Source organism: Kitasatospora sp. NPDC056651 (assembly GCF_042792155.1).
GTDB lineage: Bacteria > Actinomycetota > Actinomycetes > Streptomycetales > Streptomycetaceae > Kitasatospora.
Genome location: NZ_JBHTWX010000002.1, coordinates 118,968 through 141,114 on the forward strand (window position 1 = coordinate 118,968; position 22,147 = coordinate 141,114).

Sequence of the window (22,147 nt, forward strand, 5' to 3'; positions counted from 1 at the left end):
GAGGACGGTGAACGCCTCGCCGCTGAGCCAGCTCACTGGGACTCCCCCGGGGTTCCGTCGGTCGGCAGGCCGGACGGGGCGAACAGGTTCGGCAGGGTCGGGAGCGCGCGGGACTCCAGGAGGCGCTCGACGTACTTCGCGAGCACGTCCACCTCCAGGTTGACGCTCTCGCCGACGGCCTTGGCGCCCAGCGTGGTCAGCGCGAGGGTGGTCGGGATGAGGCTGACGGTGAAGCTGTCCCGGGCGGCCTCCACCACGGTGAGGCTGACGCCGTCGACCGTGATCGAGCCCTTCTCCACCAGGTAGCGGGAGACGGTCTCGGGCAGCGAGAATCGCAGCACCTCCCAGCGGAGCTCGCCGGCCGCGTCGCGCTCACCGGGCTCGCGGCTCAACAGCCGCCCGGTCGCGTCGACATGCCCCTGGACGAGGTGGCCGCCCAGGCGGGCACCGAGCGCCATGGCGCGTTCCAGGTTGACCCGGGAGCCGGGCTTCAACTCGCCGAGGCTGGACCGGTTCAGCGTCTCGGCCATCACGTCGGCGCTGAACTCACCGGTACCGGCGGCCAGTTCCTCCGGACCGTCGACGACGGTCAGGCAGACGCCGTTGACCGCGATGGAGTCGCCGTGGCGGGCACCGGTACAGACCACCGGGCCGCGCAGGCGGATGCGCGAGGAGTCGCCGATCTCCTCGATCGACACGACCTCGCCGAGCTCTTCGATGATGCCGGTGAACACCCGGGTTCTCCTCGCGCTTGGGGCGCGGACTCCGGGGCGGCATGGGAGATGACACGGACGGGCACCGGCGCACGGGCGGCGGGCGACACCCGTCACCGGGATGCCCGAAGCCACCGGGAGATCGCTCACCCGGCTCGGGAGACACCGCTCCCGTCGCTACACCTGACCGAGGTCCGGGAAGGCTGTCGCCTGCCGGTGGACCACGGGTACTGCACTTCGTCCGCCCGCGCACGCCTCCCATCCGGACTTTAACCGTCGGTCCAGGAATTTCACCTGGTCAACCGGCCGCTGGCTGCGGACGGGTCGCGGACTGTAACCGCCGGTTCGGATTTTCACCGACCCCGGAGTGCGCTGAACGTCACTGCTTGATGCCGACATTGTGCCACGGACGGCGCAAGGCGGGGAGGGCTTGCGGCTGTGCTCTGTTTCACGGGCTTGCCGGGAATGCGCGCCGGCGTGCCGTGGGCCCTGACGTCCAGGGGCGCCATGGCTTCAGCCGGCCAGGGGTGCCGGGGGTGCCCGGGGCGCCTGGGGCTGCCGTGGCTTCGCGCCATGGCTTCGAGGCGGTGCCGTGGGGTCGAGAGGCGGCACGGTCAAGGGGCGGCCGGGGCGGTCATCGACGTGAAGTGGGTGACCTCCGGGGGGTGGGCGAGGTAGCTCAGCTCGCCCTCCGACCAGACCGGCCGGATCCGCCACATCGGCCCGGCGTACCCGCGCAGGGCCTCCTCGTCGCGCCAGCGGCTCACCACGAGCACCCGGTGGCCGTCCTCCGTCACCGAGCGCAGCAGTTCACCGCCGAGGCAGCCGTCCGTGCGCCCCAGCTGCGGGATCACCTGGCCGGCCAGGTGCGCGCAGAACTCCTCGATGCGACCAGCCAGGACCTGCCCGGCCCAGATTCTCACGATCACGACCACCACCTCCGGCTGCGGCTGGCGTCCCTGGCCCCATTATGAGCGGAAAACCGCTGGTGGGGAGGGGTGGGGGCGGGGATTTTCCGGGCGGCATCCGGGAGACCTTCCGGCCGACCTCCGCTACATTCCCGGTATGACGACCACACCGGAATCTGTCGATTCGTCAGCCCTCGTACCCGACCGGCCGAGCGGGCTGTTCGACGCCCTCCGGGCGGACGCGCTGAGCGACGCCGACCAGCTGCGGGAGATCTACGAGCAGCCCGGCGAGCACGCGCGCCGCAAGCAGGTCGACCGTCTGCACGACGTCGCACAGCGGCTGATCGCCTGCTCCCCGCTGGTCTTCGTGGCCAGCACGGACGCCGCCGGACACTGCGACGTCTCCCCGCGCGGCGGCCCGGCCGGGCTGGTCTCCGTGCTCGACGAGTACACCCTGGCCATTCCGGACGCCACCGGCAACAAGCGGCTGGACACCCTGCACAACATCGTGGAGACCGGTCGGGTCGGCCTGCTCTTCGTCGTCCCGGGCCGGGACGCCACACTGCGGGTCAACGGGCGGGCCTGCGTCTCGACCGACCCGGAGCTGCTGCGGCAGCTGACCGCCGTCGGCAAGCCGCCCCGCAGCGCGATCGTGGTCGCGGTCGAGGAGGTGTACGGGCACTGCCCGAAGGCCTTCCTGCGGGCCTCGGCGTGGAAGCCGGAGAACTGGCTCGCCAAGGACGCTCAGCCGAGTTCGGCGGAGGTCACGCTCTCGCACCTGCGGGACGAGTCGCTGACCGTCGCGATGATCGAACAGACCGAACGAGAGGCGTTGCTGTACCGGTACGAGTGAGGTGCCGGGGGTACCGGCGGGCTCGTGGCGGCGCCCGGCCCGCGCGGGGTACCCGGCGGATGGGCCGGATGGGCCGGCCGGGCCTGGGGTGCCGGGTGGCCCGGGCACCGCACCTCGCACGGTCAGGCGGCCTTGGGGACGTCCACCACCGCCGCGCCGTCTGCGGCCCGCTGGACCGCTTCGACGCCCTTGTGGGCGGCGTCCTTGCTCGCGTAGCCCTGTCCGGTGGCGACGATCTCGCCGTTGCCCGCCTTGAGCCGGAACCGGTACTTGCCACCGCTGTCCTGATAGACCTCGAACTTGCCCGCCATCCGGGCCACCTCCTCGCGGGGCCTCCTGGCCGGGCGCTCGATGCGCCCGCGGTCCGGCTCCCGGCAGCACCGTGCGCCCGGCCCCGGGTTGTCCGCACCCGGTCGGCGGCCGGACGGGTGAAGCCCGGTTCACGGGGTTTCGCGGGGGTGCGGGGACGGCCCGCCGGTGGTTTGAATGGACGGATGGACTGCGTCTTCTGTGCAGTGGTGGCGGGCGACGAGCCGGCGCACCGGGTGCTGGACGACGAGGTGGCGGTCGCCTTCCTGGACCGCCGGCCGCTGTTCCCCGGGCACGTCCTGGTCGTGCCGCGCGCCCACCACCCGACGCTGGCCGACCTGCCGGTGGCCGAGGTCGGGCCGTTCTTCCTGAGGGTGCAGCGGGTGGCGACGGCCGTGGAGCACGGCTTGGGCGCCGCGGGCAGCTTCGTGGCGGCCAACAACCGGATCAGCCAGTCGGTGCCGCACCTGCACGTCCACGTCGTGCCGCGCAATCCGAAGGACGGGCTGCGCGGGTTCTTCTGGCCACGCCGACGGTATCCGGACGAGGCGGGGGCGGCCGAGGTCGCGGCGCGGCTGCGAGCGGCGCTGGAGGCCTGAGCCACCGGCCGGCGGCCCCGCGCCGCGTCTGCCGTTCGCGCGGTGCGGAGCGTGGTGCGACGCGCGGTGGACCCAGTGGAGCGGACCGCACGAGGCACAGTGGCGGCGTACCTCCGCAGGAGCATCGGAGGGGATCGAAATCGTTTTCCGGGTTGACGGTCCGGCCGGTCGGGGCCCTTAGGCTCGCAAGCATGAACGAACTGGCCTGCCTCGTGCAGCAGACGGCCGACCGGCTCGCGGGCCGACGCGTCGGGGCGGTGGTCGCCGGGTTGGCCGGCGGTGGCGTGGAGATCCGCGGAGCGGGACGGACCGGGCCGGACGGCGGCACACCCGGACCGCACACGTTGTTCGAAATAGGCTCCGTCACCAAGGTGTTCACCTCGCTCGCACTCGCCCGGCTGGCCCTCGACGGCCGGGTCCGGCTGGACGAGCCACTCGCCGAGGTGCTCACCGGGCCCTCGGGCGAGCGTGCCGCCGTCCCGGTCAGGGGCGCGCAGCCGATCACCCTGCGGCACCTCGCCACCCACACCTCGGGGCTCCCCCGCCTGCCCCGGGGCATGCTGATGACCTCCCTGCTGAAGCCCAACAGCCCGGATCCGTACGCGGGTTGCACGGCCGAGCGGGTGCTCGACGGGCTCGCCCGGACACGGCTGCGGGCCGTACCGGGGCGCAGCTTCCGCTACTCCAACCTCGGCGCGGGACTGCTCGGCCTGGCCCTCGCCCAGCGATCCGGCGCCGGGTACGAGGAGTTGGTGGCCCGTGAGGTCTGCGCGCCGCTGGGCCTGGCGGACACCTGCGTGCGCTCGGACGCGGAGCGGTCCGCGCGGTCGGCGCACGGGCACACCAAGGGCGGCCGGCCGGTGCCGTTCTGGGACTTCGCGGCCGTCCCCGGAATGGGCGGGCTCCGGTCGACGGCCGCCGACCTCGCGGTGTTCCTTCGGGCCCAACTGGCCGCCGGGCGCCGGCCGGAGGCACCGCTGACGGCCGCGATCGCCCTCACCCGGGAGACCCGTCACCGGGTCAACCCGTTCGCCTGGACGCACCTGGGCTGGCTCGGCCACCGGCTGCACACCCAGCAGGGCGGGCACCTCCAGATCTGGCACAACGGGGGCACCGGCGGGTTCGGATCGTTCGTCGCCTTCGACCCGGAGAAGCAGGTGGGCGTGGTGGTGCTGGCCAACACCCGCCGCCCGACCGATCCGGCCGGCACGGCGCTGCTGCGCAGGCTGCAGGACGGGTTCGCGTCGACGGGGTGAGGGCCGGGCGCCGTTCCGCCGCGACAGGAAGGCCCTCGCCCACGCCACCGCCGTGACGATCGTGCCCACCATGCCGAACTCCCTTCGCTCCGGGGCCCCTCGGGGGAGCCACGACCACCGGATGCTCAGGATCGACTCTTCGCGGCCTTCACCGACAGTGCCGATCGGCACATTCGGGCGTCCGCGTCCGCGGCTGCCTCCACGACCGGCACCGAGCCCGGGTCGACGGCCGTCCAGGCCGTTCAGGCCGTCCAGGCCGTCCCGGTGCCGGGCCGCCGCCAGCGGTGAACCGGCGGTCACACCGGCCTCGTTCCGCGCCGCCGACAGCATCCACCCCGGTGGCGGGGGGCTTCGCCCGGGGCGCGATGATGGCGGGGGCGCTTCAGGCCAGTATGTGCCGATTGGCACTGTCGGCGAAGGCTGCGATCGATCGATGCTGGGTTCCGGCAGTCGCGGTTCCCACCGGGGATCCGCCGAGAGGGAGGGGGTCGACATGGCGGTGACATGGTCGCCGACACCCGTGCGGCCGTCCGGTCCGGCCGGTCCGGCCGGTCGGCTCGGCCCGGTGGTGCGGGTGTACCGACGGTTCCGGCCGCTGTCCCGGCGGGCTCGGCTGTGGCTGCACTCCTGCGGAGCGGCCTTCGCCCTGGTGCTCTGCCTGGCGCTCGGAGAGTGGTGGCCCGCGGCCGTCCTGGCGGCCGCCGCGGTGGTGACGGTGAGCGGGTTCGAGCGGCTGCGTCCGGCGCCCGGGCTGCGGTCCGTACGGGTCCATGAGGGCGGGCTGGTGCTGGTGTCGGCGGGCGGCCGCGAGGAGCCGGTGCCCTGGAGTGCGGTGGAGGCCACCGAGTACTCCCCCGGCGGGCCGCGCGGGGTGCACGAGCACGGGCGAATATGGCGGGCCGGAGCGGGCGAGCCCTTGGCGCTGGCGCATCTGTGGGGGTTGGGCGGGCTGTTCCAGGAGCTGGAGGAGCGCCTCTCCCCCTGGCTCCGCGCCGCTCTGCACGAGACGCTGCGCGCCGAGGGGGGCGTCCGCTTCGCGCGGGGGCGGCTGACGGTGACAACCGGCGGGCTGGTGCACCGGCCGCCGCACCCGCTGGCCACGACGGAGACCTACCCGTGGACGGAGGTGCACTCGGCCCGGGCCTCCGGCCTCGGCGAGTTGGAGATCCGAACGCACTCGGCCGGCCTCCCGCTCACCTTCCCGGTGCCCAACGCCCGTGCGGCCGCAGGCTTCCTGGAGGATCTCCGGATGGCGGCCGTCGGGTGACCGCCGGGTGACCGCCTCGGATGACTTCCCCTCAAGGGCGCCAGCACCCCCACCCGGAAGGGATCAGTGCACCCCTGAATCGACGTCAACTCACTTGCCCGCGAACTACCGTCGCCGACATGAGCCGACTTCGAACAACCGCCGCCGCAGCCACCCTGCCGCTCGCCCTGCCGCCGTCCCTCGCCGCTGCCGCGCCCGCCCTGGCCGCGCCACCCGTCAACTCCGCCACCTCCTCGACCGCCCAGGCCACCCAGACCATCCAGGCCACCTCCCTGGTCGAACTCCCGCGCCCGACCGGGCCGTTCGCGGTCGGAGAGGAAGTCCTGAACCTGGTGGACCAGAACCGCCCCGACCCGTGGGTGCCGTCCGCCGGCCCGCGCCAGCTGATGGTCTCGATGTACTACCCCGCGCATGCCGAGACGGGCACCCCCGCCCCGTACATGACGCCTGCGGCCGCCCGGGCACTGCTGGACGGGAAGCCGGCGGGCAACACCTTCCCGACCGAGGCGGTGTCCGGCGCCCGGACCTGGGCGGAGTCCGGTGCCCGCCCGCAGGGGAGCCACTACCCGCTGGTGGTCCTCTCCCCCGGTTTCACCATGCCGCGCGCCACACTCAGCGGCCTCGCCGAGGACCTGACCAGCCACGGCTACGTCGTGGCGGTGATCGACCACACCTACGAGAACACCGGCACCACCTTCCCCGACGGACGAACACTCCCCTGCGAGGCCTGCGGGAAGGTCGACGGCAGCGACGACAAGGCCTCGGCCCTCCTGGAGGCGGGCCGGGAGAAGGACGTGTCCTTCGTCATCGACCAGCTGACCAACCGCCCGCACCCGGCCTGGCGGTACGCCCGGCTGATCGACCGCGACCGGATCGGCATGGCCGGGCACTCGGCCGGCGGCGCCTCCACCGTCCCGGCCCTGCTCACCGACGACCGGATCCGGGCCGGGGTGAACCTGGACGGCACCATGCACTACCGGGTGCCCGAGTCCGGCCTCAAGGGCAAGCCGTTCATGATGATCGGCCACCCACTCGACAACGGCCGCCAGGACTCGACCTGGGTCACGAGCTTTGCCCGGCTGGACGGCGGGAAGCGCCTGCTGACGGTCGACGGCTCCGACCACGGCAGCTTCACCGACCTTCCGGTCTTCTTCGACGGTCTCGGCATCCCCAAGGGCCCGCACACCACCATCGACGGCCGGCGTGCCGTCGCCGTCACGCGGCAGTACGTCGGGGCGTTCTTCGACCTCCAGCTGAAGGGCATCCCGCAGCCGCTGCTCGACGGGCCCAGCGCCGCCTACCCCGAGGTGCGGTTCACTCCCTGACGACCGCCCTCAGCCGCACCCAGCGACAGCGACCCCCGGTCGGGGCCGTCGGCAGCGCGCCGACGGCCCCGTCTTCTTGCAGTGCGGGCGGCGATCAGCCCGGCACCGCCGCCGAGGCGATCGGTTCGAGCAGCGGACGGGGGCCGCCCAGGGCGCGGGAGACCGGGTCCTCGCGCCGGCCGGCGGCGCGGGCCGGGTTGGGCCGCATCACGACCTCGGTCGGCGGAACCGGTGCGCCGCCACAGGCCGGACAGGTGCCGACGAGGTCGAGGTCGGAACCGCAGGCGGCGTGCGCGAAGAGGTGGTGCGGGCCGCCGCCCTCGCTGGCGTGCCTGCCACCCCAGCGACTCAACTGGTAGAGCGGACCCCAGAGTTCGAGGCCCGTCTCGGTGAGCAGGTAGCCGTGGCGCAGGGGCGCCTGCTGGTACGGCTCCTTGCGCAGCACCCCGGCCGCGACCAGGGCGTTGAGGCGCGAGGTGAGGACGGCGCGCGGGATGCCGAGGTGGGTGAGGAAGTCGTTGAAGCGCTGCACACCGAGGAACGCGTCGCGGATGATCAGCAGGCTCCAGCGCTCGCCGACCACCTCCAGCGCGCGGGCCAGTGCGCACTCCTGCAGCTCGTAGTCGGTTCCCAGGGCCATGAGCGCCAGCCTAGTCCACACCCTCAATGGGTTCAATGAACAGACCGGCAGTGGTAGCGTGCCGCCCGAGAAGGTTCATTCACCAGACTGTCAGGTCCGGCCCGGAGGGAACACCCATGCCCCCCGCACCACCCGGCTCCTCCCCCACCCCCGCGGACCAGCGCGTCCGGCCCGGTGCCACCCTCGCGGTCACCGCCACGGCGACCGCCCTGGGCACGATCGCCTACACCGCCCCGACCGCCTCGCTCGTCGCCACCGCCCAGGCCGCCCACCTGGGCGCCTCCGGCCGCACCTGGATCCTCACCGGCACCCTGGTGGGCATCTCGGCGCTGCTGCTCACCGCCGGGAGCGCCGCGGACGACCACGGCCGCAAGCGGGTCTTCACCTCCGGCGTGCTGCTGTTCGCCGCCGCCGAGGCGCTGGCCGCCTCAGCCCCCGGCGGCGCGGTCTACCTGGCCTCCCGGGTGCTCCTCGGGATCGCCTCGGCCGCCGTCCTGGCGCCGGCCCTCGGCCTGATCAGCCACGCCCACCCGCCCGGCCCCGGCCGCATCCGGGCGCTCGGCGTCTGGGGCGCGGCGGTCGGCCTCGGCATCGCGATCGGACCGCTGTACGGCTCCCTGGTCCAGCAGTGGGCCGGATGGCGCGCGGTCAGTGGCGGGATCGCGGTGGCCTCGGCCGTCCTCGCCGCCTTCGCCGCCGCCGTCCTCACCGAATCGCGTGCCGAGCGGCCGCGCGCCCTCGACCCGTACGGGGTGCTCACCCTCGCCGCCGGGACGTCCAGCCTGATCGCCGGGCTCGCCGAGGGCCGCACCGGCTGGGGACGGCCGACGGTGCTGGCCCTGCTGGTGGTCGGGGTGCTGCTGCTGGCGGCGTTCGCGGTCGTCGAGGCGAAGGTCCGGGAACCGATGCTGGACCTCTCCCTGTTCCGCGACCCCGGCTTCATCGCCGCCACCGGCGGGGCCCTGTTCACCGGGCTGTCGCTGGTCGGTTTCATGAGCTACCTGCCCACCCTGCTCCAGGGCGTGCTGGGCCTGTCCGGGCCGGCCGCGGCCGGCGTGCTGGCCCTGTGGTCGGGCCTCTCCGTGGTCTCCGCCCTCCAGGCCCGCCGCCTCGCCACCCGGCTCTCGGCCACCGATCAGGTCGTCCTCGGCCTGCTGGTCTGCGGCGCCGGGGAGGCGGGGCTGTACGGGCTCAGCCCCGACTCGTCCTGGCTGCGGCTGGCCCCGGGGCTGGCGATCGCCGGCATCGGCAGCGGCGTGCTGAACGCCGCGCTGGCCCGGCTCGCGGTGAGCAGCGTCCCCGCGCACCGGGCCGCCATGGGCTCGGGCGCCAACAACACCGCCCGCTACCTCGGTTCGGCCCTCGGCGTCGCCATCGCGATCACCGCCGCCGGCTCCGCCCACCCCGGTTCCCGTGCCCTCGCGGCGGGCACCGACCGGGCCGTCCTGGTCGCCACCGTCCTCTGCTTCCTGGGCGCCCTCCTCACCCTCGCCACCAAGTCCCGCACCGCCGGGTCCCGCACGAGCCAGCGGCCCGCCCCCGAACCCACCGAGCCCGCAGAACCCGTAGGGCCCGCGGCCGCCGCCACGAAGGCGTGAGAAGTCGGCCCGTTCGACTTCTCACGCCCGCCCGGGACTGCCACCGCGGCGACGCGCGCGGGACCGGCTTCCCCGGCCTCCGGTGCCCAGCCACGGGGGGCACCGGAGGCGGCATGGCGAGCGGCACCGGAGGCGGCACGGGGAGCGGGCGCGCAGGGCAGCGTGCGAAGATGGCAGGGCTGGTGGGAACGATCTCCGGACGGTTTCTGGGACGGTTCTCTGGCCATGGTGGACGACTATCCGAAGCGCCCGGGGCAGTCTCGGCAGGACGCCCTGTTGACGGTGCCGATCGCCACGGCGCTGATCGACGCCGACGGGCGGATCCTGCACTGGAGCAGTGACGCCGAGGCGTTGCTCGGTCACCGTGCGCAGGACGCGGTGGGTGCGCGGGCGGGGGCGTTGCTGGCCTCGGACGAGGACCGGCCGGCGGTGCTCCGGCTGTTCCAGGAGATCCTGGCGGGCCGGTCGTGGTCCGGGGTGTTCCCGGTGCGGCACCGGGACGGGCACTTGGTGAACCTGGAGTTCCGCACCCATCCGATCCGCGGCCCCGGCGGCGCCCCGATGGTGCTGGCGGTGGCCTCCGAGGTCACCACGCTGCACCGGCTCCAGGCGGACCTGGCGCTCCTCGACGGGTTCTTCACCCAGTCCCCGGTGGGCATGGCGGTGTTCGACACCGATCTGCGCTTCGTCCGGCTGAACGAGGCGCTGGCCGAACTGAACGGCCTGGGCACCGAGGAGCCGCTGGGACGCCGGCTCACCGAGGCGCTGCCCGGGATCAACGGTCCCGAGTCCGAGGAGGTGATCCGCCGGGTGCTGGCGACCGGCGTGCCGGTGGTGGACGACCTGGCGCACGGCCGCACCCCGGCCGATCCGCACCACGACCACGCCTGGTCGGCCTCCTACTTCCGGCTGAAGGACCGCGGCGGCCGGGTGCTCGGGGTGTGCGCCACGGTCATCGACATCAGCGAGCGCTTCCACGCCGACGCGCGGGCGGCCCGCGCCCAGGAGCGGCTGTCCCTGCTGGTCGACGCGACCGCCTCGATCGGCACCACGCTGGACCTGCGGCAGACCGCCCGGGAGCTGGTGGACGCCATGGTGCCCAGGGTCTCCGACATCAGCGCGGTGTTCGGGCTGGAGGAGCCGATGGCCGGCCGGGACGTCGAGCCGGGCGCCCCGGACGCCCCGCTGCTGGTGCGCCGCCTGGCGATCGCCTCCGCCGACGCGCTCTACCCGGCCGAGGCACTGCCGGTGGAGGCCGTGTACGAGCTGGCACCGGACTCCCCGTACGCCCGGGCGATGATCAGCGGGCGGACGGTGGTGGTGCCGTCCTGGGAGCTGGACATGCTGAGCGAGGGCGTCAACGAGAGCCGCCGCCAGGCGTACCTCGGCGACCGGCCGCGCTCGGTGCGGATCACTCCGCTGGTGGCGCGCGGCACGACGCTCGGGATGCTGGTCTACTCCCGGCGCGGCTCGCGCGAGTCCTTCGCGGAGGCCGACATCACGCTCGGCGACGAGTTGGCCTCGCGCGCGGCCGTCGCGATCGACAACGCCCGGCTGTACCTGCGCCAGCACCAGACCGTACTGGCCCGGCAGCAGGCGCTGCGCGAGGCGAAGGCCGCGCAGGAGCGGCTGGCACTGGTGAACGTGGCCTCCGCCCGGATCGGCACCACGCTCGACCTCGCCCAGACCGCCCAGGAGTTGGCGGAGGTGGCGACCCCCAGGCTGGCCGACTCGGTGGTGGTGGAGGTGCTGGAGGAACTGGTCCGCGGCGAGCGCGAGGCGACCGCCCCGGCGGACGGTTCGGCCCTGCTGCGGCGGATGGCCTTCCACTCGGTCGACGGCTCGACCCTGGCGCCGATCGCCCGCACCGGCAATCTGCACCGCTTCCTGCCCGGCTCGCCGTACGCGTGGTGCCTGGAGCACCGCGAGCCGGTGCTGGTGCCGCGGATGGACGAGGAGGGAATGGCCTGGTTCGCCGACGACCCGGTGCGCACCGCCGCCGTACGGGAGCAGAACGTGCTGTCGTTCATGGTGGTCCCGCTGATCGCGCGCGGCGCCCCGGTCGGCGTGGCGGGGTTCTACCGCACCCTGGTCGAGCGCCCGTACGAGGAGGAGGACGTGGCGCTGGCCGGGGAGTTGGCGGTGCGGGCGGCCGTCTCGATCGACAACGCGCTGCTGTTCACCCGCGAGCGCGACGCGGCCGCCGCCCGGCAGCGGGCGCTGGACGAGGCCTGGGCCGCCCAGCAGCGGCTGTCGTTGCTGAACGAAGCCAGCAACCGGATCGGCACCACACTCGATCTGCACCGCACCGCACGGGAGTTGGTGGAGGTGGTGATCCCGCGCTTCGCCGACTTCGTCACCGTGGACCTGCGCGACGCGGTGCTCAGCGGCGAGGAGCCCGGGCCGGTCCCGGCGGAGGGCGGGGTGCTGATGCGGGCGGTGGCGGTCGGCGACACGGCCTCGGGCGCCGGTGTGCAGGGGGCGTCCGACCCGGTCGGCGAGGTCTCGCGGTCCGCCCAGCTGTACGCGCAGAGCCTGCGCACCCGGCGCTCGATCCTGGTCTCCGAGGTGACCGAGGAGGAGCTGCGCCGGATCGTCGCCTCGCCCGACCGGGTGCAGCCGAGCCTGTCGGCCGGGGTGCACTCGTACCTGATGGTGCCGCTGGTGGCGCGCGGGCAGGTGCTGGGCGGCGCGGAGTTCGTCCGCAGCCGCAACCCGGCGCCGTTCGGCCCGGCGGACCGCTCGCTGGCCGAGGAGCTGGCCGCCCGCACCGCGCTCGCGATCGACAACGGCCGGCTCTACCGCCGCGAGCGGGACACCGCCCTCACCCTCCAGCGCAGCCTGCTGCCGCAGGAGGTGCACCGCACCCTCGGACTGGACCTCGCCTACCGCTACCTGCCCAGCAGCGTGGTCAGCGAGGTCGGCGGCGACTGGTTCGACGTGGTGCCGCTGTCCTCCGGGCGGGTCGCGCTGATCGTCGGCGACGTGATGGGCCACGGTATCCGGGCCGCCGCCACCATGGGCCAACTCCGGACTGCGGCAAGGACGTTGATCACGCTGGACCTGGACCCCGCGCGGGTGCTGTACCGGCTGGACGAGGCCACCGGGACGGTCGGCGAGGGACAGTTCGCCACCTGCGTCTGCGTGGTGTACGACCCGGTGGACCGCCGTTGCACCGCCGCGAGCGCCGGTCACCTGCCACCCGTGGTCGCCGACGACCAGGGGAACGCGCGCCTGGTCGAGCTGCCCACCGGCGCCCCGCTGGGCGTCGGCGGAGTCCCGTTCGAGAGCGCCGAGTTCACCCTCCCCGAGGAGGGAATCCTGACGCTCTACACGGACGGACTGGTCGAGCGCCGCGGCCAGGACCTGGACGAGGGACTGCGGTTGCTGTGCCGCGTGGTCGCCGACCGGCGCGGCTCGCTGGAACAGACCTGCGACGCCGTGCTGACCAGGCTCACCGAGACCACCGGCGAGGACGACATCGCCGTCATCATGGCGCAGGTCCGCCCGAAGGGCGCGGACCGGATCGCCACCCTGCCGCTCACCGGCGACCACGCGATGGTCGCCCACTCCCGCCGCTTCACCCGCGAGACCCTGGCCGCCTGGGGCCTGGACGCACTCGCCGACTGGGCCGAGCTGCTCACCAGCGAGCTGATCACCAACGCCCTGGTGCACGCCGGATCGCCCACCCAGCTCAGGCTGTTCTGCAACCGGGTGCTCACCGTCGAGGTCGCCGACCAGGAGCCCGAGGTGCCCCGGATCCGCCGGGCCCGCAGCGAGGACGAGGGCGGGCGCGGCATCCACCTGGTCAACGAGCTCGCGCACCGCTGGGGCAGCCGCCGGACCCAGGACGGCAAGGTGGTCTGGTTCGAACTGGAGCTGCCCCCGGGCTTCGGGTAGGGCCGCGGCTCGGCTTCGGCCTGGGCTTCGGCATCGGCTTCGGGCAGGACTGCGGCTCGGCGGTGTCCTCGCCGACGGCCCGCGGGCGGTGGCGGAGTGGACCACGGTCGGCACCGCCGCCAACGGCGCCGCGTACCGCGACCACTGCCTCGGGGTGTTCACCGTGACGGACGGTCTGATCACCGCCGTCCGCGAGTACCTGGACACCGACCACGTCGCCCGCACCCTGCTCGGCTGAGCCGCGGGTAGCGGACCGGGCGCCGCTCGGGCAGGATCACCCGCATGATCTCGGTGGTGCAGAACGTGGCGATCGACTGTTCGGATGCCTATGGGCTGGCGCGGTTCTGGAGCGAGGTGACCGGCTGTCCGCTGGGTCCGCAGGACCGCCCGGGCGACCGGGAGACGCAGGTGATGCTCCCGGAGGGCCCGGTGCTGTACTTCAACCAGGTGCCGGAGCCGAAGACGGCCAAGAACCGGGTCCACCTGTGCCTGCGCCCGTCGACCTCGCGCGAGCCGGAGGTCGAGCGGCTGCTGGCCCTCGGGGCCACCATGGTCGCCGACCGCCGGGAGCCCGACGGCGCGGGCTGGGCCGTCCTCGCGGACCCCGAGGGCAACGAGTTCTGCGTCCTGCGCAGCGAGTCCGACCGCGCGGCCGCCGGACCCGGAGGCGGTCTCCAGGACCCCGGAGCCGGAAGCGGTCTCTAGGACCCGGACCCGGTGCCGTCCGCCCAGCCCTGCGGGTCGGTCCAGGCCACCAGCGTGCGGCGGGTCTCGAAGCGGCGTTCGCGGCCGGTCAGCGGGTCGGTGAACTCGATGGCGCAGGCGAGCAGTTGCAGCGGTCGGCGGAAGTCGTCCGGGGCCGGTTCGGGCAGCACCTCCGGGTAGACCGGGTCGCCGAGGATCGGCAGCCCCAGCCCGCACATGTGCAGCCGCAGCTGGTGGGTGCGCCCGCTCAGCGGTCGCAGCCGGTAGCGGGCCAGGCCGTCGCGGCGCTCCAGCAGGTCGATCCGGCTCTCGCTGTTCGGCGGCGCGTCGATCTCCCGGGCGGCGATCACCCCGCGCTCCTTGACGATGTGGCTGCGCACGGTGCGCGGCAGGCTCAGCTCCCGGTCGTACGCCGCGACCGCCTGGTACTCCTTGCGCACCAGTCGGTCGCGGAACAGCGTCTGGTAGGCGCCGCGGTCCTCGGGGCGCACGACGAACATGGCCAGGCCGGCGGTGAGCCGGTCCAGCCGGTGCGCGGGGCTGAGCGCGGGCAGGTCGAGGGTGTGCCGCAGCTTCGAGAGCGCCGTCTCGGTGACGTGCCGGCCGCGCGGGGTGGTCGCCAGGAAGTGCGGCTTGTCGACCACCACCAGGTGCTCGTCACGGTGCAGGACGACCAGGTCGAAGGGGACGGGCACCTCCTCCGGCAGGTCCCGGTAGAACCACAGGTGCGCGCCCGGGCGGAACGGTTCCGCCGGGGCGACCGGGCCATGCTCGCCGACGATCTCGCCGTCCCGCAGGGCCGCGTCGATCCGCTCGGCCGGGACGGCGGGCAGCCGGTCCACCAGGTGGTCCCGCACCGTCGGCCAGGGGCCTTCGAGCGGCAGCCGGAGGTGCACCGGGTCCACGCCGTGGCGCTGCGGGAGGGGGGAGGCCGGGCGGCGGCTCTTGCGTCTCATCTCCCGGCCCAGCGTAGTGCGCGCCGGCCCGCGGCCCGCCGCCGAGGTGCCGACCCGGGGCGGGGCGGGGAGAGTGGACCGGAGGCCCTCGTCCCGCCGGGGGCCTCCGGCCGTCCCCGGACACCCGGCGGACGGCCTTCCGGCGGACCGGCCCCCGGCCGCCCACCGGAGGGCACGAGCCGGAACCCGGCGCACGGAGCCCCGCGGACCGAACCCGACGGACGGAACCCACCGGCCGTACCCGACTGCCGCACACCTGTCGGATCATCCGACGGACCCCTGGAGGACGCGTGACCGCCGACGGCCCGGACGGGGTGCCACCGCTGCACCTGCCGAGACGGACCCGGCTGCTCCTCTACGGGGCGCTCGTACTGCTGGTCGCCGCCGTGGTGGCCGCGTTGGCCATCGGGCCCGGGACCACCCTGGCACCGCTGCTCGCGGTGGCCCCGGTGCTGGCCGGGGCGACCACCCGCAAGCCCCGGGTGCCGCTGCTGGTCGGCGCGGCGGCGCTGCTCTCGGTCGGGCTGCTGGAGTCCGCCAACGCGGAGCTGCCGCTCTCGGTGCGGATCAGCGTGCAGGTCACCGTCCTGGCCTCGACGCTGGCCAGCGCCGCCAGCGTCGTCCTGGTGGCGGCCCGCGAACGGGAGCTGTTCCAGGTCCGGACGGTCGCCGAGGCGGCGCAGCGGGCCCTGCTGCGCCCGCCGCCGGAGCGGATCGGCCCGCTGCGCCTGGCGGTGCGCTACGTCGCGGCGGCGGCCGAGGCCCGGATCGGCGGGGACCTGTACGCCGTGGTGGAGACCCGTTTCGGGGTGCGCATCCTGCTCGGGGACGTCCAGGGGCACGGGCTCCCGGCGGTGGAGACGGCCGCGGACGTCCTCGGGGTGTTCCGGGAGGCCGCGCGGACCGAACCCGACCCCGGGCGGCTCGCTCGGCGGCTGGACGCGGCGCTCGCCGCCCGGCAGTCGGACGAGGGGCGGTTCGCCACCGCGCTGCTGCTCGACGTGGCGCCCGACCGGGGGCCGGTACGGCTGGTGAACTGCGGCCACCCGCCCCCGCTGCTGCGCCGGGCGGGCCGGGTGAGCGAGCTGGATCCCCCGTTCCCGGCGCCTCCGCTGGGGCTGCTCGGGCTCACCGGCGGCGCGTACCCGGACCGGCGGTTCGACCCGGAGCCGGGCGACCTGCTGCTCCTGCACACCGACGGCGTGTCGGAGGCCCGGGACGCCGGCGGCGGGTTCTACCCGATCGCCGACCGGCTGCCCGGCCTGCACGGCGGCACCCCGTCGGACCTGCTGGACGCCGTGCTGACGGACGTCGGCGGCTGGGTCGGGGACGCCGGTCTGGCCGACGACGCGGCGGTCCTGGCGATCCGCTGGGAGCTGTGACCGGCGGCCGGACGGCCCCGATTGTCAGTGGTGTGTGCAAGGGTCGGTCCAGGTCGGCGGGGAGCCCGTCGACCGCCGACCGAGGATCGACGAGGGGACGGTGCCATGGTGAACAGGGCGAGCGGGTCGTTCGAGCTGACGGCGTTCGAACCGGTGGAGACGGAGCAGCACGAGGGCGCGTCCTTCGGGCGGATCCGGATCACCAAGACCTTCACCGGCGGGCTGAGCGGGCGCGGCGAGGTGCGGATGCTGTCGGTCGGCGACGCCTCCGGCGGCCCGGCCTCGTACGTCGCGGTGGAGCACGTGACGGGTGAACTGGACGGCCGCAAGGGCACGTTCGTGCTCCAGCACACGGCCTGGGACACGACCGGGGTGACGATACGCGTGGTGCCGGGCACCGGGGCGGGCGAGCTGGCCGGCATCACCGGGGAGTTCCGGCTGACGATCGACGAGTCCGGCACCCACACCTACGTCCTGGAGTACCAGCTGGGTTGAGCAGGCCACGGCGCGCCCGGGCGTCCGTGGCCGGGTCCCGCCCCGCTCTGCCCGGCCCGGCGCGCCCGGGCGTCAGAGGACGGGCTGGTCGGCCTCCAGCCGCCGGATCGCCGTCCGGGCCGCGGTCGTGAAGCTCCAGAACAGCGGCAGGGTGTTGGCCGCCCGCTCGGGGCGGGTGTTCTTCCCCGGGGCGAACATCGCGGCCCGCAGCTCGGCGGTCAACTCCAGCTGGGCGCCCGTGCCGAGCAGGCCGCGGTTGCAGATGTTCTCCGAGGAGACCCCCGCGATCTCCTCCTCCCCCGAGGCCGTCACGGCCCGGATGTCCGCAGCCGCCAGTTCCTCCGTCAGGTACCGGCGGAAGGCGGGGTTCAGGCCGCCGACCAGCACAGCCCTGGCGCCGGGTTCCAGGCCGGCCTTGGCGGTGGTGCAGCCGTGCAGCGACAGCACGTTGAGGCTGCCGCCGCACATCGCCCGGGCCACGTCGTCGTCGCAGCGGGTCGAGGTGACGTGCAGTTCGCCGTTGCCGGCGGAACGCAGGCCCTCGAACATCCAGAAGTCGTGCGTAGGCCCGGCGGACGGGGTCGGGGCGAGGCCGGCCGGGTGGTAGCCGGCGACGGCCAGGCACAGTTCGGAGGTGCCGCCCTCGATCCCGCCACCGTGTGGGGCGATGACGGTGGTCCGGACGAACGACGAGCGTCCGCGCGGGCCCTGGTCGTCGATCAGGTGCCGGCGGTAGCGGCGGCCGTAGTCCACGCCCTCGACCAGGGTCGGGTCGGCGTAGAGGGCGGTGTTGGAGGGGTACAGGTCGGCGGCGCTCGCGGGGGCGCTCCCCAGCACGGCACCGAGGGTGCCGAGGGCCGGGGCCGCGGCGAGCGCGGTGATCAGGCTACGACGGTTGATCATGACCAGAGATCATGACAGGAAGTGAGGAATCGGACAAAGGGATCGAAATATCGTGAACGAGGCCACCAGCGCCTGGATGATGTTCCGCAACGGGATCAGCCTGATCGTGTGACACCGGCTCGGCGGACGCGCGCTGCGCCCGCCAGGCGGCTGCCCGTGCTGCCACGATGATGCGATCAGTGCACGATCGGCATCGGAGGGCGGCACATGCCCGGCACGGCGGTGGATCGCACGGGGGCGGCACACACGGGGGCGGCACTCGCGAAGGCGGCACGCGCGAAGGCGGCACGCGCGAGGGCGGCGACGGTCGGTCAAGTGGTGCACCGGCTACGGGAGATCGGGGCGGGGCTGCCCCCGACGGACGGGGTGGCGGTCTTCAACCGGCTCTACCTCACCGTGACGGAGGCGGTCCGCGACCGGCTGGGTGGCGGGTGCTTCGCCGACCCGCCCGCGGTGGCCGAGCTGGACGTGGTGTTCGCCGGGCGGTACCTGCGGGCCGTGGCCGCCGACGCCGCGGGGCAGCGGCCGCCCGCCTGCTGGCGCCCGCTGTTCGCGCTGCGCGCCCACCCGGGCGTGCACCCGCTCCAGTTCGCGCTGGCCGGGATGAACGCCCACATCCAGCACGACCTGCCGCTCGCCGTCGTGGACACCTGCCGCCGCCGGCGCTGCGAACCGGCCGACCTGCGGGCGGACTACCACCGGATCAACGGGGTGCTCGCCCGGGTGGAGACGGCCGCCCGGGAGCAGCTGCTGCCCGGGGCCGACCTGCCGGAGCTCGCCGAGCCGCTCGCCCACCTGCTCGGCGCCTGGTCGGTCGAGGCCGCCCGGGAAGGCGCCTGGGACGCCGTCGAGGCGCTGTGGGAGCTGCGACACCTGCCGCGCGCCGCGCGGACCTTCGCCACCGCGCTGGACGGCTCGGTCGCGCTGCTCGGCCGCGCCCTGCTGATCCCGCTCGGGCCGTCCGGCTCCCCGAGGCGAGGAACCGGACGGCCGGCGCGACGAGCGGGACCGCCGCCGCGGCCCGCAGGGATCAGGCCCAGCTGGAGTGCAGCGGCTTGCCCTCGGCGTAGCCGGCCGCGCTCTGGACGCCCACGATCGCCTTCTCGTGGAACTCCTCCAGGGTGTTGGCGCCCGCGTAGGTGCAGGAGCTGCGCACCCCGGCGATGATCGAGTCGATCAGGTCCTCGACGCCCGGGCGCGCCGGGTCGAGGAACATCCGGGAGTGTGAGATGCCCTCCTCGAACAGCGCCTTGCGGGCCCGGTCGTACGAGGAGTCCTGGGAGGTGCGGTTGCTCACCGCGCGGGCCGAGGCCATGCCGAAGCTCTCCTTGTACTGGCGGCCGTCGGCAGCGGTCTGGAGGTCGCCCGGGGACTCGTAGGTCCCGGCGAACCAGGAGCCGATCATCACGTTGGAGGCACCGGCGGCCAGCGCCATCGCGACGTCGCGCGGGTGCCGCACACCGCCGTCGGCCCAGACGTGCTTGCCGAGCCGGCGCGCCTCGGCGGCGCACTCCAGCACGGCGGAGAACTGCGGGCGCCCGACGCCGGTCATCATCCGGGTGGTGCACATGGCGCCCGGCCCGACCCCGACCTTGAGGATGTCGGCGCCCGCCTCGACCAGGTCGCGGACACCGGCGGCGGAGACCACGTTGCCGGCCACGACCGGGATCTTCGGGTCCAGGCCGCGCACCGCGCGCAGCGCGCTGATCATGGACTCCTGGTGGCCGTGCGCGGTGTCGACCACGAGCACGTCGGCACCGGCCTCGATCAGCGCTCCGGCCTTGCCCGCGACGTCGCCGTTGATGCCGACGGTGGCGGCGGTCCGCAGCTTGCCGGCCGCGTCCACGGCCGGGGTGTACAGGGTGGCGCGCAGCGCGCCCTTGCGGGTGAGCAGGCCGACCAGCCGGCCTTCGCCGTCCACCACCGGGGCGAGCTTGCGGTGCGCCTCGGTGAGCTTGTCGAAGGCGGCCCGCGGCTCGATGCCCTCGTCCAGCAGCAGCAGTTCGCGGGACATGATGTCGGCGAGGCTGGTGAAGCGGTCCACGCCCTGGCAGTCGGACTCGGTGACCACGCCGACCGGCTTGCCGTCCTCGACCACCACGAGGGCGCCGTGGGCGCGCTTGGGCAGCAGCGAGATCGCCTCGGCCACGGTGGCGCCCGGGGCGAGGGTGATCGGGGTGTCGAGCACCAGGTGGCGCCGCTTGACCCAGGAGACGACCTCGGCGATGACCTCGGTGGGGATGTCCTGCGGGATGGCGACCAGGCCGCCGCGGCGGGCGACGGTCTCGGCCATCCGGCGCCCGGCGATGGCGGTCATGTTGGCCACGACCAGCGGGATGGTGGTGCCGGTGCCGTCCTGCGAGGAGAGGTCGACGCCCTGCCGCGAGCCCACGGCGGAACGGCTGGGGACCATGAAGACGTCGTCGTACGTCAGGTCGTACGAGGGCTTGAGGTCGTTCAGGAAACGCATGAAAGGGCTCTCTGGCTGGGAGGAGGTACACCTCGGGTGCGGTTGCGGCGAGGCCGTCGGAGCGCACTCGGGCGCCCGGCACCCAGCGTTCGATTCTCCGGGAGGGCCGGGGCAAAAGCCAGTTCGAGGAGCATTGCCGGAGCTGTCCACAAACCGTGATCAATGCTCCGCGCGTAGACCTGGAGGATCCTCCAAAGACCCCCTCCGACGTCGGGTTTTCGCCCCGGTCCGGACCACTCCCGTAGCATTCACGCGGTAACGGGCACGGCTTCACGCGGTAACGGGCGTGGCGGACGGGAAAGCGACAGCAAGCGTGGGCATCGGGCAGACGGACATCCAGCACGGCCAGGACGAGGGCACCGAGGAGGAGATCGACTACGGTCCCGGCCTCGCCCCAGAGCGGCTGCGGCTCTGCCTGGAGGTGCTCGCCGAGCTGGACGAGCTGCACGTGGACCACCCGGACGCGATCACGGTCCGCAAGGCCGTCGGCGGCATATTCCGGACCCTCAAGCAGCGCCGCCGCCAGGAGACCCGGGCCCGCAAGACCGCCAACGACCGCGAGGTCACCGCCCGCACCGCCACCGGCGCACCCTCCCGGATCGACGACGAGACGGCCGGCGCCTTCGGCCTGACCACCGTCACCACCACCGAGATCGCCGGCATCCTGGAGCGCCCCCGGTCCTGCTACACCTGCAAGCAGCGGTACGTCGAGGTCGACGCGTTCTACCACAACCTCTGCCAGAACTGCGCCGTCAAGAACCGCACCCGCCGGGACGCCCGCGCCGACCTCACCGGCAAGCGCGCGCTGCTCACCGGCGGCCGGGCCAAGATCGGGATGTACATCGCGCTGATGCTGCTGCGCGACGGCGCCCACACCACCATCACCACCCGCTTCCCCAACGACGCGATCCGCCGCTTCACGGCGATGCCGGACAGCGCCGAGTGGATCCACCGCCTCAAGGTCGTCGGCATCGACCTGCGCGACCCGGCCCAGGTGATGGCGCTGGCCGACGAGGTCGCCGCCGACGGCCCGCTCGACATCCTGATCAACAACGCCGCGCAGACCGTGCGCCGCCCGCCGGAGTCCTACCGCGAGCTGGTCGCCGCCGAGTCCGCGCCGCTGCCGGCCGGCGAGCTGCCGCAGTCCACCACGATCGGCCGCTTCGGCAGCGGCAGCGTCGACCTGCCCGCCCTCCCCCACCAGGCCGGCGGCGACACCCAGCGGATCGCCGCCGAGGACGTCACCTCGCTCGCCCTGGTCACCGGCTCCGCCACCCCGGCCCGGATCGCGGCCGGCACCGCGATCGACGCCGGCGGCCTGGTGCCCGACCTCGCCGACACCAACAGCTGGGTGCAGACCGTCTCCGAGGTCGGTCCGATGGAGCTGCTGGAGGTCCAGCTCTGCAACTCCACCGCGCCGTTCATCCTGATCAGCCGACTGCGCCCGGCGATGGCCGCCTCCGCGTCCCGCCGCAAGTACGTCGTCAACGTCTCCGCGATGGAGGGCGTCTTCTCCCGCGGCTACAAGGGCGCCGGCCACCCGCACACCAACATGGCCAAGGCCGCGCTCAACATGCTCACCCGCACCAGCGCGCAGGAGATGTTCGAGGCGGACGGCATCCTGATGACCGCCGTCGACACCGGCTGGATCACCGACGAGCGGCCGCACCCGGACAAGATGCGCCTCGCCGACGAGGGCTTCCACGCCCCGCTCGACCTGGTCGACGGCGCGGCCCGGGTGTACGACCCGATCGTGCGCGGCGAGGCGGGCGAGGACCTGTACGGCTGCTTCCTCAAGGACTACGAGCGCGCCAACTGGTAACCAGTCCCAGGGGACGGCGACATCCAACCCGGTCGAAGGAGATGGC

19 protein-coding genes, 1 pseudogene and 1 riboswitch are annotated in these 22,147 nt (G+C 74.0%); of the genes and pseudogenes, 13 read left to right on the plus strand and 7 right to left on the minus strand.

The genetic code is table 11. The annotated features are described in order from the left end of the window. Positions 1-32: 32 nt before the first annotated feature. Together ACFRAR_RS02165 and ACFRAR_RS02170 are read right to left on the minus strand one after the other, a co-directional pair. Positions 33-734, minus strand: a complete 702-nt coding sequence (locus ACFRAR_RS02165) for a riboflavin synthase (RefSeq protein ID WP_380693726.1) — start codon at positions 732-734, stop codon at positions 33-35. Between the two features lie 225 nt (positions 735-959). Beyond that, positions 960-1,087, minus strand: a riboswitch (FMN riboswitch). Positions 1,088-1,327: 240 nt separating this feature from the next. Continuing rightward, the gene (locus ACFRAR_RS02170) at positions 1,328-1,642 is read right to left on the minus strand and encodes an antibiotic biosynthesis monooxygenase family protein (protein WP_380693729.1); all 315 of its coding nucleotides are present in this window, start codon (positions 1,640-1,642) and stop codon (positions 1,328-1,330) included. Between the two features lie 136 nt (positions 1,643-1,778). Between ACFRAR_RS02170 and ACFRAR_RS02175 the strand changes: the two genes are divergently transcribed. Then, entirely contained in the window at positions 1,779-2,474 is a 696-nt protein-coding gene (locus ACFRAR_RS02175; protein ID WP_380693731.1) for an MSMEG_1061 family FMN-dependent PPOX-type flavoprotein, read from the plus strand. A gap of 122 nt (positions 2,475-2,596) precedes the next feature. On the opposite strand, the gene ACFRAR_RS02180 is transcribed toward ACFRAR_RS02175, so the two are convergent. Next, positions 2,597-2,785 (minus strand): YegP family protein, encoded by a 189-nt coding sequence (locus ACFRAR_RS02180; RefSeq protein WP_380693733.1) that lies wholly within the window; start codon positions 2,783-2,785, stop codon positions 2,597-2,599. Positions 2,786-2,968: 183 nt separating this feature from the next. Between ACFRAR_RS02180 and ACFRAR_RS02185 the strand changes: the two genes are divergently transcribed. The 4 genes from ACFRAR_RS02185 (at position 2,969) to ACFRAR_RS02200 (ending at position 7,230) form a co-directional block, all read left to right on the plus strand. Further along, on the plus strand, positions 2,969-3,382 hold the full coding sequence (locus tag ACFRAR_RS02185) for an HIT family protein (protein ID WP_380693735.1): 414 nt from the start codon (positions 2,969-2,971) through the stop codon (positions 3,380-3,382). 191 nt (positions 3,383-3,573) lie between these two features. Continuing rightward, positions 3,574-4,638, plus strand: coding sequence for a serine hydrolase domain-containing protein (locus tag ACFRAR_RS02190; RefSeq protein WP_380693737.1), 1,065 nt, complete (start codon positions 3,574-3,576; stop codon positions 4,636-4,638). 493 nt (positions 4,639-5,131) lie between these two features. Then, positions 5,132-5,905 carry a hypothetical protein gene (locus ACFRAR_RS02195; RefSeq protein WP_380693739.1) on the plus strand — a complete coding sequence of 258 codons (774 nt, stop codon included), beginning with the start codon at positions 5,132-5,134 and terminating at the stop codon, positions 5,903-5,905. A gap of 119 nt (positions 5,906-6,024) precedes the next feature. After that, the gene (locus tag ACFRAR_RS02200) at positions 6,025-7,230 is read left to right on the plus strand and encodes an alpha/beta hydrolase family protein (protein ID WP_380693741.1); all 1,206 of its coding nucleotides are present in this window, start codon (positions 6,025-6,027) and stop codon (positions 7,228-7,230) included. Between the two features lie 94 nt (positions 7,231-7,324). On the opposite strand, the gene ACFRAR_RS02205 is transcribed toward ACFRAR_RS02200, so the two are convergent. Further along, positions 7,325-7,870, minus strand: coding sequence for a winged helix-turn-helix transcriptional regulator (locus ACFRAR_RS02205; RefSeq protein ID WP_380693743.1), 546 nt, complete (start codon positions 7,868-7,870; stop codon positions 7,325-7,327). A gap of 116 nt (positions 7,871-7,986) precedes the next feature. Between ACFRAR_RS02205 and ACFRAR_RS02210 the strand changes: the two genes are divergently transcribed. The 4 genes from ACFRAR_RS02210 to ACFRAR_RS02225 all read left to right on the plus strand — a co-directional run bounded on the left by ACFRAR_RS02210 (position 7,987) and on the right by ACFRAR_RS02225 (position 14,073). Further along, on the plus strand, positions 7,987-9,468 hold the full coding sequence (locus ACFRAR_RS02210) for an MFS transporter (RefSeq protein ID WP_380693746.1): 1,482 nt from the start codon (positions 7,987-7,989) through the stop codon (positions 9,466-9,468). A gap of 282 nt (positions 9,469-9,750) precedes the next feature. Further along, positions 9,751-13,368, plus strand: a complete 3,618-nt coding sequence (locus tag ACFRAR_RS02215; protein ID WP_380693888.1) for a SpoIIE family protein phosphatase — start codon at positions 9,751-9,753, stop codon at positions 13,366-13,368. Between the two features lie 88 nt (positions 13,369-13,456). After that, entirely contained in the window at positions 13,457-13,606 is a 150-nt protein-coding gene (locus tag ACFRAR_RS02220; RefSeq protein WP_380693748.1) for a nuclear transport factor 2 family protein, read from the plus strand. Positions 13,607-13,650: 44 nt separating this feature from the next. After that, on the plus strand, positions 13,651-14,073 hold the full coding sequence (locus ACFRAR_RS02225) for a VOC family protein (protein ID WP_380693750.1): 423 nt from the start codon (positions 13,651-13,653) through the stop codon (positions 14,071-14,073). Here the strand turns inward: ACFRAR_RS02225 and ACFRAR_RS02230 are convergent. Further along, complete coding sequence (locus tag ACFRAR_RS02230) at positions 14,070-15,029, minus strand: pseudouridine synthase (protein ID WP_380693752.1); 960 nt, start codon at positions 15,027-15,029, stop codon at positions 14,070-14,072. The genes ACFRAR_RS02225 and ACFRAR_RS02230 overlap by 4 nt on opposite strands. Before the next feature lie 290 nt (positions 15,030-15,319). Here ACFRAR_RS02230 and ACFRAR_RS02235 point away from each other — a divergent pair, with 290 nt between their 5' ends. Both ACFRAR_RS02235 and ACFRAR_RS02240 read left to right on the plus strand, forming a co-directional pair. Then, positions 15,320-16,411 carry a PP2C family protein-serine/threonine phosphatase gene (locus ACFRAR_RS02235; protein ID WP_380693755.1) on the plus strand — a complete coding sequence of 364 codons (1,092 nt, stop codon included), beginning with the start codon at positions 15,320-15,322 and terminating at the stop codon, positions 16,409-16,411. Positions 16,412-16,516: 105 nt separating this feature from the next. Then, positions 16,517-16,906 carry a DUF3224 domain-containing protein gene (locus tag ACFRAR_RS02240; protein WP_380693757.1) on the plus strand — a complete coding sequence of 130 codons (390 nt, stop codon included), beginning with the start codon at positions 16,517-16,519 and terminating at the stop codon, positions 16,904-16,906. 72 nt (positions 16,907-16,978) lie between these two features. Here ACFRAR_RS02240 and ACFRAR_RS02245 read toward each other — a convergent pair whose 3' ends face one another. Continuing rightward, positions 16,979-17,809, minus strand: coding sequence for a poly-gamma-glutamate hydrolase family protein (locus ACFRAR_RS02245; protein WP_380693759.1), 831 nt, complete (start codon positions 17,807-17,809; stop codon positions 16,979-16,981). Between the two features lie 207 nt (positions 17,810-18,016). Here ACFRAR_RS02245 and ACFRAR_RS02250 point away from each other — a divergent pair. Continuing rightward, positions 18,017-18,742: pseudogene (locus ACFRAR_RS02250) on the plus strand (DUF5995 family protein); the annotation flags it as partial. Between the two features lie 97 nt (positions 18,743-18,839). Here ACFRAR_RS02250 and ACFRAR_RS02255 read toward each other — a convergent pair. Then, positions 18,840-20,279, minus strand: coding sequence for a GuaB1 family IMP dehydrogenase-related protein (locus tag ACFRAR_RS02255; RefSeq protein ID WP_380693762.1), 1,440 nt, complete (start codon positions 20,277-20,279; stop codon positions 18,840-18,842). Positions 20,280-20,598: 319 nt separating this feature from the next. On the opposite strand from ACFRAR_RS02255, the gene ACFRAR_RS02260 reads away from it, so the two are divergent. Continuing rightward, complete coding sequence (locus ACFRAR_RS02260; protein WP_380693891.1) at positions 20,599-22,101, plus strand: SDR family NAD(P)-dependent oxidoreductase; 1,503 nt, start codon at positions 20,599-20,601, stop codon at positions 22,099-22,101. Positions 22,102-22,147: the final 46 nt, after the last annotated feature.

Excerpts from the sequence above, each read along its gene's own strand:
- ACFRAR_RS02205 (WP_380693743.1), bottom strand. The coding sequence starts at position 7,870 with ATGGCCCTGGGAACCGACTACGAGCTGCAGGAGTGCGCACTGGCCCGC.
- ACFRAR_RS02180 (WP_380693733.1), bottom strand. The coding sequence starts at position 2,785 with ATGGCGGGCAAGTTCGAGGTCTATCAGGACAGCGGTGGCAAGTACCGG.
- ACFRAR_RS02200 (WP_380693741.1), top strand. The coding sequence starts at position 6,025 with ATGAGCCGACTTCGAACAACCGCCGCCGCAGCCACCCTGCCGCTCGCC.
- ACFRAR_RS02195 (WP_380693739.1), top strand. The coding sequence starts at position 5,132 with ATGGCGGTGACATGGTCGCCGACACCCGTGCGGCCGTCCGGTCCGGCC.
- ACFRAR_RS02225 (WP_380693750.1), top strand. The coding sequence starts at position 13,651 with ATGATCTCGGTGGTGCAGAACGTGGCGATCGACTGTTCGGATGCCTAT.
- ACFRAR_RS02230 (WP_380693752.1), bottom strand. The coding sequence starts at position 15,029 with ATGAGACGCAAGAGCCGCCGCCCGGCCTCCCCCCTCCCGCAGCGCCAC.
- ACFRAR_RS02245 (WP_380693759.1), bottom strand. The coding sequence starts at position 17,809 with ATGATCAACCGTCGTAGCCTGATCACCGCGCTCGCCGCGGCCCCGGCC.
- ACFRAR_RS02210 (WP_380693746.1), top strand. The coding sequence starts at position 7,987 with ATGCCCCCCGCACCACCCGGCTCCTCCCCCACCCCCGCGGACCAGCGC.
- ACFRAR_RS02175 (WP_380693731.1), top strand. The coding sequence starts at position 1,779 with ATGACGACCACACCGGAATCTGTCGATTCGTCAGCCCTCGTACCCGAC.
- ACFRAR_RS02255 (WP_380693762.1), bottom strand. The coding sequence starts at position 20,279 with ATGCGTTTCCTGAACGACCTCAAGCCCTCGTACGACCTGACGTACGAC.
- ACFRAR_RS02190 (WP_380693737.1), top strand. The coding sequence starts at position 3,574 with ATGAACGAACTGGCCTGCCTCGTGCAGCAGACGGCCGACCGGCTCGCG.
- ACFRAR_RS02185 (WP_380693735.1), top strand. The coding sequence starts at position 2,969 with ATGGACTGCGTCTTCTGTGCAGTGGTGGCGGGCGACGAGCCGGCGCAC.
- ACFRAR_RS02240 (WP_380693757.1), top strand. The coding sequence starts at position 16,517 with ATGGTGAACAGGGCGAGCGGGTCGTTCGAGCTGACGGCGTTCGAACCG.